Below are 14507 nucleotides of genomic sequence, written 5' to 3'. Positions count from 1 at the left end.
TCAAAACGAATAATAAATAATTAACTAAACACTATTAGATAAGCGGTAGATATGCCTTCTTTGTGTATCTACCGTTTTTTTGTTAAATGAAAAAGTATTTTGTTATCCTCAGCATTCTCTTCATTTCCTCATGTCATAAGCAGAATTACACTGCGCTTGATAAAGTTTGGGAGCCGGATTATTCCGTAGACAGGTCGCAGAGTTCAATACAAGCTTTTGAAAAGAAAGATTCTGTGAAAATGCCTGCTCCCGGTGGAATCGTTTTTGCGGGAAGTTCCACATTTACAAAATGGCAGAGTGCAGCCGAAGATCTTGCACCGTTGCCGATTATAAATCGTGGTTTTGGAGGTTCCACTTTTCCGGAAGTGATCCATTATGCCAACGAGACAATTTTTAAATACCATCCGAAAACGGTTGTTATCTACTGTGAAAATGACATGTTTGGCAAGAAGTCAAAAACACCGGAGCAGGTCAGGGATGAATATGTGAAATTGACAAAAATGATTCATAATCATGAACCTAAGGCAAAGATTTATGGGGTCTCTTTAAAACCATCTCCATCCCGCTGGAAGAAAAAAGAAGATGTTGAAAAGGCTAACCAGCTCATAAAGGATTTCATAAAAAGTGACCGCAACCATGATTATATTGATATCTGGCCGGTTATGATAAAAGATGGCCGTCCGGATGGAAGTATTTTCCTTGGCGACAGCCTGCATATGAATGTCGAAGGTTATAAGCGGTGGACTGCCGTATTGAAACCAATTTTACAAAAAGATGAGTAGAATATATTTGATATCTGTCTTAGATGTTTTGTTAGTTTTTAAGATTTAAAAGTAATATTAAGGGTATAGGTTTTAAAGTAAAGTCACTATATTAACCGAAAAATAGATTTCCGGAGACTAAAAGTGATAGCGCATTCAAAATAATGAAAGTAACGGCGGTTTTTGATATTGGCAGGACCAATAAAAAGTATGTACTTTTTGACGAAAAGTATCAGATTGTAGAGGAAGTAACAGAATCACTTCCTGAGACTGTGGATGAGGATGGGTTCCCTACTGAAAATATTGAGCTCCTTACCGAATGGGTTCAGGAGCGTTGGGTGGATCTTAAAAATAATCCAAAATATCAGATCCAGGCTGTTAATGCGGCGGCTTACGGTGCAAGTCTTGTGCATCTGGATGCAAGTAATAAGCCGGTTACACCTTTATATTCTTACCTTAAACCGCTGCCGGATTCTCTATTAAGCCAGTTTTACAGTACGCATGGTGACCCAACAAGGATAGCACTTCAAACAGGTTCTCCTGCGATGGGAATGCTGAATTCCGGAATGCAATTGTATTGGCTGAAATACACCCAACCTGATGTTTATAAGAAAATAATTTCTTCTCTTCACTTGCCGCAGTATATTTTGTATCTGCTAACAGGCAGAAAAGCAAGTGATTATACTTCTCTGGGTTGCCACACAGCCTTATGGAGTTTCGAAATGTGGGACTATCATGAATGGGTAAAAGCAGAGGCAATTCAGAAAAAATTACCTCCGGTACTTGCATCATCTTCTTTCATTTACAGAGATGGAGAGAAAAGTATGCAGTCGGGTTTTGGCTTGCATGACAGTTCGGCTGCTCTGGTGCCTTACCGCCTGGCTATAAAAAAACCTTTTGTTTTGCTTTCAACAGGAACGTGGTGTATCAATTTCAATCCATTTTATTCCAAGCCATTAACTGGAAATCAGCTTCATCAGGATTGTATGAATTATCTTACTCCTGAGGGAAGTGGCGTTACTACTTCCCGTTTGTTTATGGGGAAAGAGCATGATTTTCAGGTTGCCCGTATCGCAGAATATTTTAACCAGGATGCTGATTTTTATAAAAGCGTAGTCTTTAATGAAGAAATATTAAAAGCAGATACACCGCCGTTTTATTCTGCATGTATGACCGGTAATGGGCCTTTTCCGGAAGCAAATACCAAAGAATGGCAGGTTAGTGCTTTTGCATCAGCTGAGGCGGCCTATCACCATTTGCTGAAAGGGCTTACAGATATGTTGACTGTTTCCCTGAATCTTATTGGAATTAATGAAGTTCAGGCAATTTATATTGATGGTGGATTTTCGAAAAATGAAATTTTCACAAAACTCGTAGCCCATAATTTCCCGGAACATAAAGTTTACGCGACAGATTTACCTTACGCGACTTCGCTTGGTGCAGCTTTGCACGTAACGCGTCCGCAATCTTTTGAGTTTTTAGGGGAGATTAAGGAAGTTGTAGGTTTTTAAGAAATTAATGATTTTGATGTAACCGAGCTATACTTATTGGTCCGTTCACCAATAAGTATAGCTTTCTTTTTAGCTATGAAACAAATTTTTACGCTTAGTCTGATTTCCCTTTTTACCTGTTCAATGGCTTGCTTTGGCCAAACAGATACCATTAAATTATTTTATGACAAGAATTGGAAGATAATTCGAAATCCGTTGGAAGCAGAATATAGTCGCGTTGCTTTTGAAAATGATAATGGCTATTGGGAAGTGAAAGATTATTTTAAGAGTAAGAAAATACAAATGGAAGGGTTTTATCTTGACAAAAAGCTAACTAAAATGCAGGGGCCTTTTGTATGGTATTACGAAAACGGGCAGGTAAAAACCAAAAGCCAATACCACAATAATGATCAGATTGATGAACATTATGAATATTACGAAAGTGGTGAACTGGATACGTTTCGGAAATTTGATAATTCAGGAGAACTTGTTGAACAGCATCTTTATAAAAAAGATGGAAGCGAAAGTAATTTTACCAATGCTGAGTTTCCGGGAGGAATTCCGGAAATGTACAGTTTTTTGGGCGAGCACATAAAATATCCCAAAGATCTCAGAAAGAAAGGCCTGGAAGGAAGAGTTGTTGTCTCATTTGTTGTACGAAAAGATGGATCGCTTGATAATGTAAATGTTGTTTCCTCCCCAAATTCCTCTTTATCGTGGGAAGCTGTCCGGGTAGTAAGACAAATGCCAAAATGGAAACCAGCAGATCGGGATGGAATTCCTTTGGATATCCAGTACAAACTTCCGGTTAATTTTACGCTTCAATAGTTATTGGAACTTAACTAATCCTGCTCCAATTTGTTTCTTCTTTCCGCATATTACTCAAATGTTTCTTAATCGGAGCATTTTCCGGTAGTTCCAAATCCGGATCAGTGTTTAAAATTGCTTCGGCTGAAATTCTTGCAGCTTTCAAGATCTCGCCATCCTGGGCAAGATTGGCAATCAGTAAATCCATCAACCCACTTTGCTGTGTTCCCGAAATATCTCCCGGTCCACGAAGCTGTAAATCAACTTCTGCGATCTCAAAACCATCATTGGTGCGACACATGGTTTCAAGGCGTAGTTTTGTTTCCTTGCTGATTTTATAATCTGTTATCAAAATACAATAAGATTGTTCGGCTCCACGGCCAACGCGTCCCCGAAGTTGATGCAATTGTGACAGACCAAATCTTTCCGCATTTTCAACAATCATCACCGAAGCATTTGGCACATTTACGCCGACTTCAATAACAGTCGTTGCCACCATGATTTTTGTTTCCGCTTTTACAAAACGGGCCATTTCGAAATCTTTGTCTTTCGGCTTCATTTTGCCATGAAGAATACTGAGCGGGACATCAGGAAATGCTCTGGAAATACTTTCATAACCATCCATCAGATCCTTCAAATCCAGTTTTTCAGATTCTTCGATCAATGGATAAACCATATAGATCTGCCGGCCTTTTGCAATTTCATCACGGATAAAACCAAAAACAGAAAGTCGGTGTGCATCATAACGATGTACGGTTTTGATCGGTTTTCTACCAGCAGGTAATTCATCGATTGCAGAAATATCAAGATCACCGTAAAGCGTCATCGCCAACGTTCTTGGTATAGGCGTGGCCGTCATCACCAGCATATGTGGACTTGTATATTTATTTTTAGCCCAAAGTTTACTTCGCTGCGCCACACCAAAACGGTGCTGTTCATCAATCACACAAAGTCCCAGATTTTTGAACTGTACAATATCTTCGATCAGCGCATGTGTGCCCACAATAATTTGCATGGAGCCGTCCAGAAGCTGGGAATGAATTATTTCACGATCTTTTTTCTTTGTTGAACCGGTCAGTTTTCCAATGTTAATGCCTAGCAAATCAGCAAACTTTTTCAGTCCCTGGTAATGCTGATCAGTCAGGATTTCTGTTGGCGCCATCAAACAGGCTTGTGCATCATTATCCAACGCCAAAAGCATGGTAATAAAAGCGACAATCGTTTTTCCGGAACCTACATCACCTTGCAGCAAACGGTTCATTTGCTTTCCCGTTTTCAGATCTTCACGAATCTCATGCAGTACACGAACCTGTGCGCCGGTCAGTTCAAAGGGTAAATGATTTTCATAAAATTCCCGCAACAAAGCAGTTTTTGTAAAAACCTGTCCGGGATATTCCGTTTTATGCAAAAGCTTGTTTTTGATCAGTCTGAACTGATTATAAAAAAGCTCTTCAAATTTTAGTCGTCGTTCCGATTGATGCAGCCATGGCTGACTTTGCGGATTATGCAGATTCCAGAGTGCATCGGCCTTCGTAACCATCCGGTATTTCTGAACCAGATTTTCCGGTAAAGTTTCGTGAATATGTGGTCTGGAAATTTCAAGTAATGTGCGAATAAGTTTGCCAATTACTTTACTATCAACAAACTTCCGACGAAGTTTTTCAGTCAAAGGATAAACCGGCTGCCAGTAACCGCCTTTCTCATTTTCAGCCGTTAATAATTCTATTTCCGGATGCGTAATACTCCACTTGGAGCCGAAAGCGACTGGTTTTCCGTAAACAATATATTCTGTATTGGGCCGAAGACTTTTTTCAAAATAAGTAATACCCTGAAACCATACGAGTTCCAAAACTCCGCTTCCATCCGAAAATTGAGCAACCAGTCTTTTTTTATTTCCCTCACCAACAAGTGTCCATTCTCTTAGTCTGCCTTTGATTTGAGCAGCTGGCATTAATTCTGATAACTGGCTGATCCTGTGAAATATCGTGCGGTCTTCATGACGAAAAGGGTAGTGCTGCAATAAGTCACCATACGTGAATATTCCTAATTCGACATTAAGCAAAGCGGCCCGTTGTGGGCCCATACCTTTCAGGAATTCGATTTTGGTATCGAAAAAGTTTGTTCGGACGGATGTTTGCTCTTGGGAAGTCATTTTTCAAAAGTACGAAATTTGAACTAAATGGCTTGGTTAACAACTTTTGAATTACGTATTTCGTTCTCGAAACAACAACCATCACTTAACCAGGTTTATGAAATCACTATTTTTCAGTTTATTCCTAACATTAGTAGGTTTATCATTTGCATCAGCTCAAACTGCTCCTGAAAGCCCAAGAATCACTGCCGAAGGCAAAAATGTTTCAGTAGCATACGGACAACCATCAAAACGCGGACGTGTTCTTTTTGGAAAAGAAGGAAGCGGAAGCCTTGAACCTTTCGGAAAAGTTTGGAGGATCGGAGCTAATAATGCTACTGAAATTACATTCAAAAAAGACGGAATGTTTGGTGGTAAAGCAGTTAAGGCCGGTACTTATACTTTTTTTGCAACGCCAAACGAAAAAGAGTGGACTTTGATTCTTAACAGTACTCTGAAACAATGGGGCGCTTACAAGTATGAAGAAATTAAAGACAAAGATGTATTGAAAGTAACAGTCCCTGCGAAGACCTATTCAACATCAGCAGAGAAACTTACTTTTACTGTAAAAGATACAGAATTGCAATTTCAGTGGGATAAAGCAGGTTTCACTGTTCCTTTGAAATTCTAATTTTCAATATTTATAAAAATCGCCGGTCATGAGAAATCAGGATCGGCGATTTTTTTGCTTTACAACAAGTTATCTACATATTTTGCCGGATCATATTTTCCAAAACCTGAAGATGATCGGTAAATGCTTTTTGCCCCGCTTCTGTGGCCTTGTAGGTTGTAAGAGGTTTTCTTCCCATAAATTGCTTTTGAACCTTTATATATACCGTTTCTTCCAACGCTTTCAGATGTGACGCAAGATTTCCGTCTGTAAGTTGTAACAGCTCTTTTAGCTCATTAAAACTCACAGCTTCGTTTACAACCAGAACAGACATAATTCCCAGCCGTACTTTACTTTCAAAAACTTTATTAAATTTTTCTAACCATTCCATTCTGCCCGCAAGTTATGAAGTCATTCCCGAACTACTTATTGACTTCCATAAAAAGTAGTGCATCTCGGTTTCTCAGCCACACGGCCTGATCGCGTAAATTATTTGCTTGTGACGTTATTAAAGTAGACGCAAGACCTGTTCCCAGCGATACCCAAAAGAATTTTTTAAGCGCATCACGATTTCCGGTTATAAGCGATGTGATTGAGCCAGCCGAACCAACAAGTGAAATCACCAAAGCAATATTTTTTCTGCGTCTCGATTGAACATAAAGCTGCATGCCGCCCGGCGAAATAGAAAATTCTCTGCGAATCGCTTTTTGCCCTGAGTATACCATGTTATTTTTGATGTAACTATTGTTTCCCTGAAGATACATTGTCTCTTTGTCATACCATTTCCTGGCAGTGCTATCGACAGGAATTGGCATAGAAGTCTGCGCGTTGCAGTATGCTGTGGAAAGTAAAAGAAATAATAATGCAGTTAAACCTCCTTTTTTTGAGGAGGCAGCGGATTTATTTTCTTCTAAATCATATTTTTTATACATCGCCAGTCCATAGACAATGTGTAATAATCCAAAACCGATTGACCAGAACAGTAAAGAAAATCCCGTAAAAAACAGCGCGGCGCAACCAATAGCGATTTCAAAAATACCCATATAGGAAACTTCCGGCCAGGTATAACGACTTGCGTTGACCAATGCCAATCCGTAAAAAATGAGTGTTGCCGGTAAAACCAGCCAGATATATCCGTAAGAAAGCATAGCGAGGCAAAAAATCCCGCCAGTAGCCAGTGGTATCATCATGCTTAATAAAAGGCGTCTCGAACTGCTGTTCCAAAGATGAAATCCTCGTTTTCTGCCTTTTCTGACAGTGAAAATGATCCCGACGGCCAGTGAAAAGAATAAAACCAGAAATCCGTCCAAAAGTAAAAAGCGGATGGCTTCATTTTGTGTTGTGGCCGCAGCGGGAGTATATGAAAAGCTTTCGGAAAACCAGTCAGTTTTTAAACGTACATAGGCGACAGCGGCACCAATTAATGCAAACAAACCGGCAAAAACACCACTTAATCCGCTTAACGACAAGAACTTTGAAGACCGTTCCATAAGGCTTCGGATTTCGTTCAGTGTGTGTAACGAGTCTTGATTTGGGGACATATAGATCGAAGTCAGATTCTGAAATGAAGGTTTAGTATATCGTTTGAAATATATCCCAAATTTTGGGCAAAAAAATAAAACCGGCTACAAAAATGGCAGAAATGGCCAGGGTCAAAACGCCTGCCGCAGCTACATCTTTTATGATCTTAATTGTGGGATGATAGGTTGGTGAAATCATGTCTGCAATTTTTTCAATAGCCGTATTAAATGCTTCTGCTGCCCAGACAAGGGCAATCTGAATGATAATAATACACCATTCTATGTTTGAAATATTAAAGTAAATTCCGGCAATGAAAGCCACCACAGCGGCCAGCAAATGGATTTTTGCATTGTTTTCGTAACGGAACAAACTGTAAATACCGATACCCGCGTACCGGAAGCTTTTGATTGCCTTACGAATATTTATGGGTTGATTCATTTCTATTGAGTTCTGCGAAAATATGGAACGCAAAGTACAACAACATCAGCACGAACGAAAACGTGAAGGTATGTTTTATAGCAAACGGATCGATCATACTTTTCATAATACCTCGGGAAAGCGCAATCGGATTTGATACAATATCCCAACTATTCCAACGACCATACCGACCCAGAAATACGCCAAATCCACTTAAAAACATTGAAATAACAATGATCAGCCATGCGGCATATTCATTCCAGCGGCGGGTAAGCAGACGGTGAACAATCCTAATAGAATAAAGCCCTGTCAAAAAACCAGCTACCGCAAAGGTGAAAATCATGACCGCATCATACCATACCATGTTTTCAGGTGTTGCCCTTATGTGCAAAAGATCGGTGATAATATAAGGCGCATTCGGGAAAAATAAAAGCCAGACTACAAGATGAATCCAAAGCAAAAAAGTAGGAGTGCGGCGGGTCAGCTCTCTTTCCCAAACCCATTTGATATAAAACAATGGAACCCAGGCCAGAAACAGATTCCAGGTCATAAAAATAAATCCCAGGTTCTGAGTCACGATTATCCTGAAAAATAGAAGAGCAACGGAAGAAGCTGATACCAGGGCAAGCAATGCAAATTTCGAGTTGCTTTGTAAATAGCGGAGAATTTTATCCAATGTCATAAGATTGATATAAAAGTACTTTGAATTACAAAGTAAAGACAACAAAACTTAATTCTCTAATTATTAGACTAATTTTTTGTGTTAACCTGAATTCGTCTGACTGATTATTTTTTGGCAGAATATGATTCCATCATCTGCCACTCTCTTCCGGCAGTTTTGGCCTTGAAGGTTTCGAGGCAGCCACGATCCTGCAAGGTGATGTAGCAGGTTTTTCCATTACTGCCTCCGAAACAAATATTGGAAACTTTTTTGCCGATTGTTGTGATCGTCTGCAGTACTTTTCCATCGGGAGAAAGCACTGTAACTTCACCTTTTCCATGACGGGCGATGTACAAGTTTCCGTCAATATCACAACGCATTCCATCCATTCCACCATCCTCGAAAGTATGGATCAGGCGCTTGTTGGACAATGTTCCATCCGCAGCAAGATCAAAAGCCCAGACATTGCGTTGAACACTTTCATTTACATAAAGCGTTTTTTCATCCGGACTGATGTCAATTCCGTTGGTGGTGCCCATTTTTTCGGCAACCAATCTTGTTTTCCCTTCGGGAGAAACATGCCAGATTTGTCCGGTACCGTCTTTCCAGTTAGGATCTGAACAAAATATATTTCCACTTTTTGTTATAGCCAGATCATTGGGCTGGTTCATTTTTGGCTCATTGGCAAGAATGGTAATGGTTTTTGTAATGATATCAACTTTTAAAACATTGTGTCCGGTAAAATCGGCCACGTAAAAAGTATTTTTATCACCAAAACGGATTCCGTTTCCGGTACTTCCCTTGGGCAGCGTAATGAAAAATCCTGATTTTCCTCTTTTATTCATCTGCGCAATAGTGCCGTCCCTGGCAAAATTGACTGCATAAACATTTCCTTCCGAATCAACGGCGGGACCTTCACAATTGGCAGTAAATTCACCTTCTGCGGAAAATTTCTTGCTTGAAGTCTGTGCAAAAGATAAACTAGCTGATAAACAAAATGTGCACAGAAAATAAATAAAAGTTTTCATGACTGAGAACGCTTGTGATTTAGGGAATGAAATGGTGAGTTTTTTAAGATCAGTTTTTCCACTTAATAGCGCATCCGACCGGTTTTGTAGATAATGTCACGACAGGTTTCCCTTCCAATAGATTTGTTACGGCTTCGTCAACATAAAATTTATTTGCACCTGCCGGATCCTGCGGATTGTCATCAATCATACCAATATAAGCTACCGTAAATTTGCCGTTTGTTCTTGTTAAAACAAAAGCCTGCGGTGTACGAGCTACGCCGAAAGAACGGGCGGTGGTCTGTGCGTCATCTTGCAGATAAGGATAGGTGTAACCTTTTGACGAAGCCCGTTCCTTCATTTTTTCAAAGGAATCGTCCATATGCGTACCGGGATCACTGGGATTGATCGCAATCACGGGAAAGCTCCGGGATGAATATTTATTATTTAAGGCTATAATCCTGTCCTCATAAGCCTTTGCAAAAGGACAATGATTGCTCGTAAATATTACAATAATTCCTTTTGCACTATTATAGTCTGCAAGGGAAACGATTCTTCCGTCAATATTTTTTAATTTAAAAGCAGCCACTGCATCACCAACCTGATAGCCACCGGTTTGCGAAAATGCGGGAGTCAGGCTAATCAATGTAATAAGTGAAATCCACAAAAAGCGTTTCATCTTTTTAAATTTAGTAATCATTCAATGCTCATGACGTTAGATAACATAAAAGTAACCCAAACAAATGTTAAGTATTGTTAATGTTAGCAAAGTGGGCCAGGGCGTTTCCTACCTATATATCATTCGTGAAAGCCTTCACGGGAAAGATCATCGCTAAACATACGAAATTTAGTTATTAATCCACGTTTGAAATACAATACGCAGCAAAATGGTGACATGTTGAGACATTTTTTTAATATTTCGAATGATAATCCGGATAAAGCGTTGTGATTCTGTGGATATCTGCTTATCTTTGCACCTCGTTTTTGAATATCAGTTTACTATAAATTATTATCATGTACGCAATCGTAGAAATCGCAGGTCAGCAATTTAAAGTTGAAAAGGGTCGCGAAATCTTCACGCATAGGCTTGAAGGTGACGTGAACGCTGCTCTTGTGTTTGACAAAGTCCTACTCGTTGATAACGAAGGCACAGTACAAGTGGGTGTTCCTACAGTAGCAGGTGCTTCTGTAAAAGTTACGGTGCTTGAACACCTGAAAGGTGAAAAAGTGATCGTCTTCAAAAAGAAGAGACGTAAGGGTTACAAAGTTAAGAATGGTCACCGTCAATATTTGACTAAGATCAGCATTGACGAAATCGTAGCTTAATTAAAAGCGGTATTCCGCTGCGGTCTGGTATTTAATCAGGCTTATTCACAATCATCGAAAAAATTAAAAGTTAAGATATCATGGCACATAAGAAAGGTGTAGGTAGCTCTAGAAACGGACGTGAATCAGAAAGCAAGCGTCTGGGTGTTAAATTATTTGGCGGAGAGCACGCGAAAGCGGGCAATATTCTTGTTCGTCAGCGTGGAACAAAACACAATCCGGGTAATAACGTAGGTATCGGTCGTGACCATACTTTGTTTGCTTTGGTTGAAGGACATGTTGTTTTCCGTAAAACTCGTTTGAACAAATCTTTTGTTCATATCGAACCTATCGCGGTTGCAGCTGCTCCTGTTGAAGTTGTTGCAGAAGCATAGTCAAAAGATTTTCGGTTAAGGCCGTAAATATTTTAAAACCCGACGGATCTTTCCGCCGGGTTTTTGTTTTAATTGGATTGATTTAAACCAAAAATAAATTTCCGGTGTTGTAAGCAAGGATTGGAAAAGTCAAATCATCCTGTATCACTGAATATTATTTATTATCATGTTATCACGTCCCGTTTTTGTATATACTGAATTAAGTCCTAATCCGAATTCCATGAAATTCGTATTGAATTTCGAATTGGTACCGGAAGGTCTTTCGTTTGATTATCCGTCACTGGAAGCGGCAATGGAAGAAGGTAAAGCTTCACCATTGGCAGCCGATCTATTCCAATTCCCTCATGTGCAAAGGGTTTTTATTGCAAGCAATTTCATAACGATTTCCAAAAGCGAAGATATCGCCTGGGAAGAAGTTTTGCGTGATACAAAACAGTTTATCAAAATATATTTCGAAGAAAATCATCCTGTTTTCTTTCAGGAAACGATTGAAAAAAATACTTTGATCGTAGATGCAAGAGATTCTGATACCGTTCAGAAAATTAAAGCAGCACTTGATCAATACGTAAGACCAGCCGTAGAATCGGATGGAGGAGCGATTAACTTTCATTCCTTCAATGAAGATACCGGAACAGTAAAAGTTTTATTACAAGGTTCATGCAGCGGATGCCCGTCATCTACTTTGACCTTGAAAGCGGGAATCGAGAATCTATTAACCCGTATGGTTCCTGATGTGAAAGAGGTTGTTGCAGAGGGGGTTTAGGTATTTGCAATCGGCGGTCGGCTTAGATCGTTGATAATTCAAATTTGAAAGCCGAAAGCTGATTGCCGACGGCTAAAAGAAAACCTTGCCGAGCGGCGAGGTTTTCTTTTTTTAATAACAATTTGCTAGCTTTCCGGTCAATGGAAAATACTTTGCAGCTTCTTATTGATAAAATAGGTGATCTTCAGTCGGATGGTGACCGATATTTTCCGGAAGGAATATTTCCTGCGTATCGTGATAATTCGATAATCGGCTACAACCGGCCGGATACCACAATATTTTTCTCAGCAATAATAGCTTTCACCCTGCAATCTATTCGTAAAAACTCTGATTTGGAGACGCAGCGTAAAATTGATGTCATTATATCAAAAGTTGTTCAGAATTACCCTGATTTCCAGAATAAGGATGGGTTGAAAACGTATAATTTCTGGAAGACAAAACCTTCAAAACATTTCCCTAACGGTTATCTTTTTCGTCATTTTGAGCATTTCCGCATTCCGGATGATGTTGATGACACTGCCTTTGTTTATTTAACTTCAAATCCTGAAAAGGAAGAAATTTTGTGGTTAAAAGAAAAGTTGAAGATGCACGCTAACGGATCTAAACAATGGATTCAAAACACCTACCCGGAATATCAGAAACTGAAAGCTTATTCTACCTGGTTTGGAAAGAATATGTACATCGAATTTGATGTCTGTGTTTTGAGTAATCTTCTTTATTTTGTTTTTAAAAATGATTTAGTGCTAAATGAGCATGACAAAGCCAGTCTGGAATATATCAGGTCGGTTATAGCAACCGATCGCTACTTGTACGTTCCGTTTCGATGTGCCCATCAATATCCGCGAACGCCTCTGATCATTTATCATGTGAGTCGGCTAATCGCCGCATTTGATCCGGTAGAATTAAAACCGATTAAGGGAAAATTGATTGAAGACACAATTCAACTTTTAAAAGAAACCGAAAACCTGATGGATAGAGTAATTCTTTCAACATCTTTGCTGCGTTTTGGAATAAAAACGGAACGGATCATGGTTGAAAATTTTACGACCAATGATTTTAAAGATTTCTATTTCTTCATAGCCGGACTAATGACAGCGTATGAAAACAAAATACTTTACAAGATTTCCAGTAACAAAATCTTCCATATGCACTGGCTTTGCGAAGCGCATAACCGGACGTTACTGGCGGAATATGAAACTTTATGGAACACATAGTTGACTCGACAATTCTTCTGCGTGTAAGGCAGATTATTGTTGAAAGTTATGATATCAAAACTTTTGTTTTTGAACAATTGGACGGCGGGAAATTGAAGTATGAAGCGGGACAGTTTCTTACTTTTCTGATCAATATGCATGGGCATGAAATCAGGCGGTCGTATTCCATGAGTTCTGCGCCGGAAACGGATGAGTTTCCTTCTATTACCGTAAAAAGAATATCGAATGGGGAAATTTCCCGTTTCTGGATTGATTTTGTACATGAAGGCGATATTTTCACAGTTCTGATGCCTTCCGGTCGTTTTATTTTGGAGCAGTCAGATGGCTTACCGCGGGATATTATTTTGATCGGTGCCGGAAGTGGTATTACGCCCTTATTTTCAATTTTAAAACATACGCTTTCAACCGATACGACAAGCCAGGTTACACTTTTGTATGCCAACAGAAATGAAAAAAGTACTTTGTTTCTGGAAAAAATTGAAGCCTGGAAAACGCGCTATCCCGAACGGCTGCATGTAATTCATATTCATAGCAATCCTTCGGATCACTGGAATGGAGTCAGAGGCAGAATAAACAATACCAGGCTCGAACAAATGATCCGGGCAGCTATGTTTTACCAGCCGGAAAGAGCCAGGTTTTTTATTTGCGGCCCATTTGAGCTGATGCGTTCTGTCGAAATTACACTTCATTATCTGGGATTTGGAAAGGATCAGATCCGGAGGGAAAATTTTATTGTTGGCAATCCGCCTGCTGCTCCAAAAGAAAGTAAAGCTTATGAAATCAGGTTGATTTTCAAAAATCAGGAGTTTAAATTGCTCATTCCGGCCGATAAAACAATTCTCCAGGCAGCGTTGGATTCTGGCATACATTTACCTTATAGCTGTAAAGGAGGAGTTTGTGCAAGCTGTGCAGGTGTTTGCAAAAGCGGCTCCGTACATATGACAGTTAACGATGTTTTGACAGATAATGATTTAAAACAGGGTTGGATTTTAACCTGTACAGGCTATCCGCAAACCAGTGATGTATTAGTTGAAATAAAATAATAACCGGAAAATTGAAATAATAAAAAGCGTGCAGAAATGAATCTGCACGCCGGGTTAAAGAGTCTAGTACTAGTGGGTAATTTTATAAGGGTTTAGGAATAATATTATGCGATTGAAAATTACTTAAACAAAACAATGGTTATAGTTTTAAATAGACAAATTTTTTTGCTGCATTTTATTTCAATGCAAAATTAATTGGAATCCGTTAGGATGCAAGTATTTTTATATAAAAGTGTACGAGCACACAGTATTTTTTACAATATGTGCACGAACACACATTGCTTTAATGCAATTGCAGTTAGATTTGTAAATCTAGTGCACAAGATCTAAAAATAAAGGAAATTTTAAATATTATATTGAAATTTTATTGTTTTTCTATTTT

The 14507-nt window shown here is 39.2% G+C and carries 16 protein-coding genes; 9 read left to right on the top strand and 7 right to left on the bottom strand.

What is annotated here, in order from left to right:
• Positions 1 to 86 precede the first annotated feature (86 nt).
• The 3 genes from FDK13_RS15055 (at position 87) to FDK13_RS15045 (ending at position 3079) form a co-directional block, all read left to right on the top strand.
• Complete coding sequence (locus FDK13_RS15055) at positions 87 to 782, top strand: GDSL-type esterase/lipase family protein (protein WP_137340824.1); 696 nt, start codon at positions 87 to 89, stop codon at positions 780 to 782.
• A gap of 143 nt (positions 783 to 925) precedes the next feature.
• Complete coding sequence (locus FDK13_RS15050; RefSeq protein ID WP_137340823.1) at positions 926 to 2272, top strand: FGGY-family carbohydrate kinase; 1347 nt, start codon at positions 926 to 928, stop codon at positions 2270 to 2272.
• Positions 2273 to 2347: 75 nt separating this feature from the next.
• Entirely contained in the window at positions 2348 to 3079 is a 732-nt protein-coding gene (locus tag FDK13_RS15045; RefSeq protein ID WP_137340822.1) for an energy transducer TonB, read from the top strand.
• Between the two features lie 10 nt (positions 3080 to 3089).
• On the opposite strand, the gene recG is transcribed toward FDK13_RS15045, so the two are convergent.
• Entirely contained in the window at positions 3090 to 5210 is a 2121-nt protein-coding gene (recG, locus tag FDK13_RS15040; protein ID WP_137340821.1) for an ATP-dependent DNA helicase RecG, read from the bottom strand.
• 97 nt (positions 5211 to 5307) lie between these two features.
• On the opposite strand from recG, the gene FDK13_RS15035 reads away from it, so the two are divergent.
• The gene (locus tag FDK13_RS15035; protein WP_137340820.1) at positions 5308 to 5820 is read left to right on the top strand and encodes a DUF2911 domain-containing protein; all 513 of its coding nucleotides are present in this window, start codon (positions 5308 to 5310) and stop codon (positions 5818 to 5820) included.
• A 73-nt stretch (positions 5821 to 5893) separates the two neighbouring features.
• Here the strand turns inward: FDK13_RS15035 and FDK13_RS15030 are convergent, their stop codons facing one another.
• The 6 genes from FDK13_RS15030 to FDK13_RS15005 form a co-directional block, all read right to left on the bottom strand.
• Positions 5894 to 6190 carry a winged helix-turn-helix domain-containing protein gene (locus FDK13_RS15030; RefSeq protein WP_137340819.1) on the bottom strand — a complete coding sequence of 99 codons (297 nt, stop codon included), beginning with the start codon at positions 6188 to 6190 and terminating at the stop codon, positions 5894 to 5896.
• 31 nt (positions 6191 to 6221) lie between these two features.
• Complete coding sequence (locus tag FDK13_RS36510) at positions 6222 to 7289, bottom strand: hypothetical protein (protein WP_310588066.1); 1068 nt, start codon at positions 7287 to 7289, stop codon at positions 6222 to 6224.
• Between the two features lie 82 nt (positions 7290 to 7371).
• A complete protein-coding gene (locus FDK13_RS15020) occupies positions 7372 to 7758 on the bottom strand; it encodes a diacylglycerol kinase family protein (RefSeq protein WP_137340817.1) in 387 nt (128 codons plus the stop codon).
• On the bottom strand, positions 7733 to 8419 hold the full coding sequence (locus tag FDK13_RS15015) for a DUF1361 domain-containing protein (RefSeq protein WP_137340816.1): 687 nt from the start codon (positions 8417 to 8419) through the stop codon (positions 7733 to 7735). The genes FDK13_RS15020 and FDK13_RS15015 overlap by 26 nt, the downstream gene beginning before the upstream one ends.
• A 104-nt stretch (positions 8420 to 8523) precedes the next feature.
• The gene (locus FDK13_RS15010; protein ID WP_137340815.1) at positions 8524 to 9426 is read right to left on the bottom strand and encodes an SMP-30/gluconolactonase/LRE family protein; all 903 of its coding nucleotides are present in this window, start codon (positions 9424 to 9426) and stop codon (positions 8524 to 8526) included.
• A gap of 49 nt (positions 9427 to 9475) precedes the next feature.
• Positions 9476 to 10084 carry a thioredoxin family protein gene (locus FDK13_RS15005; protein WP_229216048.1) on the bottom strand — a complete coding sequence of 203 codons (609 nt, stop codon included), beginning with the start codon at positions 10082 to 10084 and terminating at the stop codon, positions 9476 to 9478.
• A 335-nt stretch (positions 10085 to 10419) separates the two neighbouring features.
• On the opposite strand from FDK13_RS15005, the gene rplU reads away from it, so the two are divergent.
• The 5 genes from rplU to FDK13_RS14980 all read left to right on the top strand — a co-directional run bounded on the left by rplU (position 10420) and on the right by FDK13_RS14980 (position 14125).
• Positions 10420 to 10731 carry a 50S ribosomal protein L21 gene (gene rplU / locus FDK13_RS15000; protein ID WP_090335300.1) on the top strand — a complete coding sequence of 104 codons (312 nt, stop codon included), beginning with the start codon at positions 10420 to 10422 and terminating at the stop codon, positions 10729 to 10731.
• Between the two features lie 80 nt (positions 10732 to 10811).
• Complete coding sequence (gene rpmA / locus FDK13_RS14995; protein WP_137340813.1) at positions 10812 to 11105, top strand: 50S ribosomal protein L27; 294 nt, start codon at positions 10812 to 10814, stop codon at positions 11103 to 11105.
• Positions 11106 to 11271: 166 nt separating this feature from the next.
• Entirely contained in the window at positions 11272 to 11868 is a 597-nt protein-coding gene (locus FDK13_RS14990; RefSeq protein ID WP_137340812.1) for a NifU family protein, read from the top strand.
• Positions 11869 to 12008: 140 nt separating this feature from the next.
• Entirely contained in the window at positions 12009 to 13082 is a 1074-nt protein-coding gene (locus tag FDK13_RS14985; RefSeq protein ID WP_137340811.1) for a hypothetical protein, read from the top strand.
• Positions 13070 to 14125, top strand: coding sequence for a 2Fe-2S iron-sulfur cluster-binding protein (locus tag FDK13_RS14980; protein ID WP_229216046.1), 1056 nt, complete (start codon positions 13070 to 13072; stop codon positions 14123 to 14125). Before FDK13_RS14985 ends, FDK13_RS14980 begins: the two co-directional genes overlap by 13 nt.
• The last annotated feature ends 382 nt before the right edge of the window (positions 14126 to 14507 follow it).

The organism is Dyadobacter frigoris (genome assembly GCF_005280585.1).
GTDB lineage: Bacteria > Bacteroidota > Bacteroidia > Cytophagales > Spirosomataceae > Dyadobacter > Dyadobacter frigoris.
The sequence above is the reverse complement of the archived record's forward strand: the minus strand, read 5'-3'. Positions and strand labels throughout refer to the sequence as shown.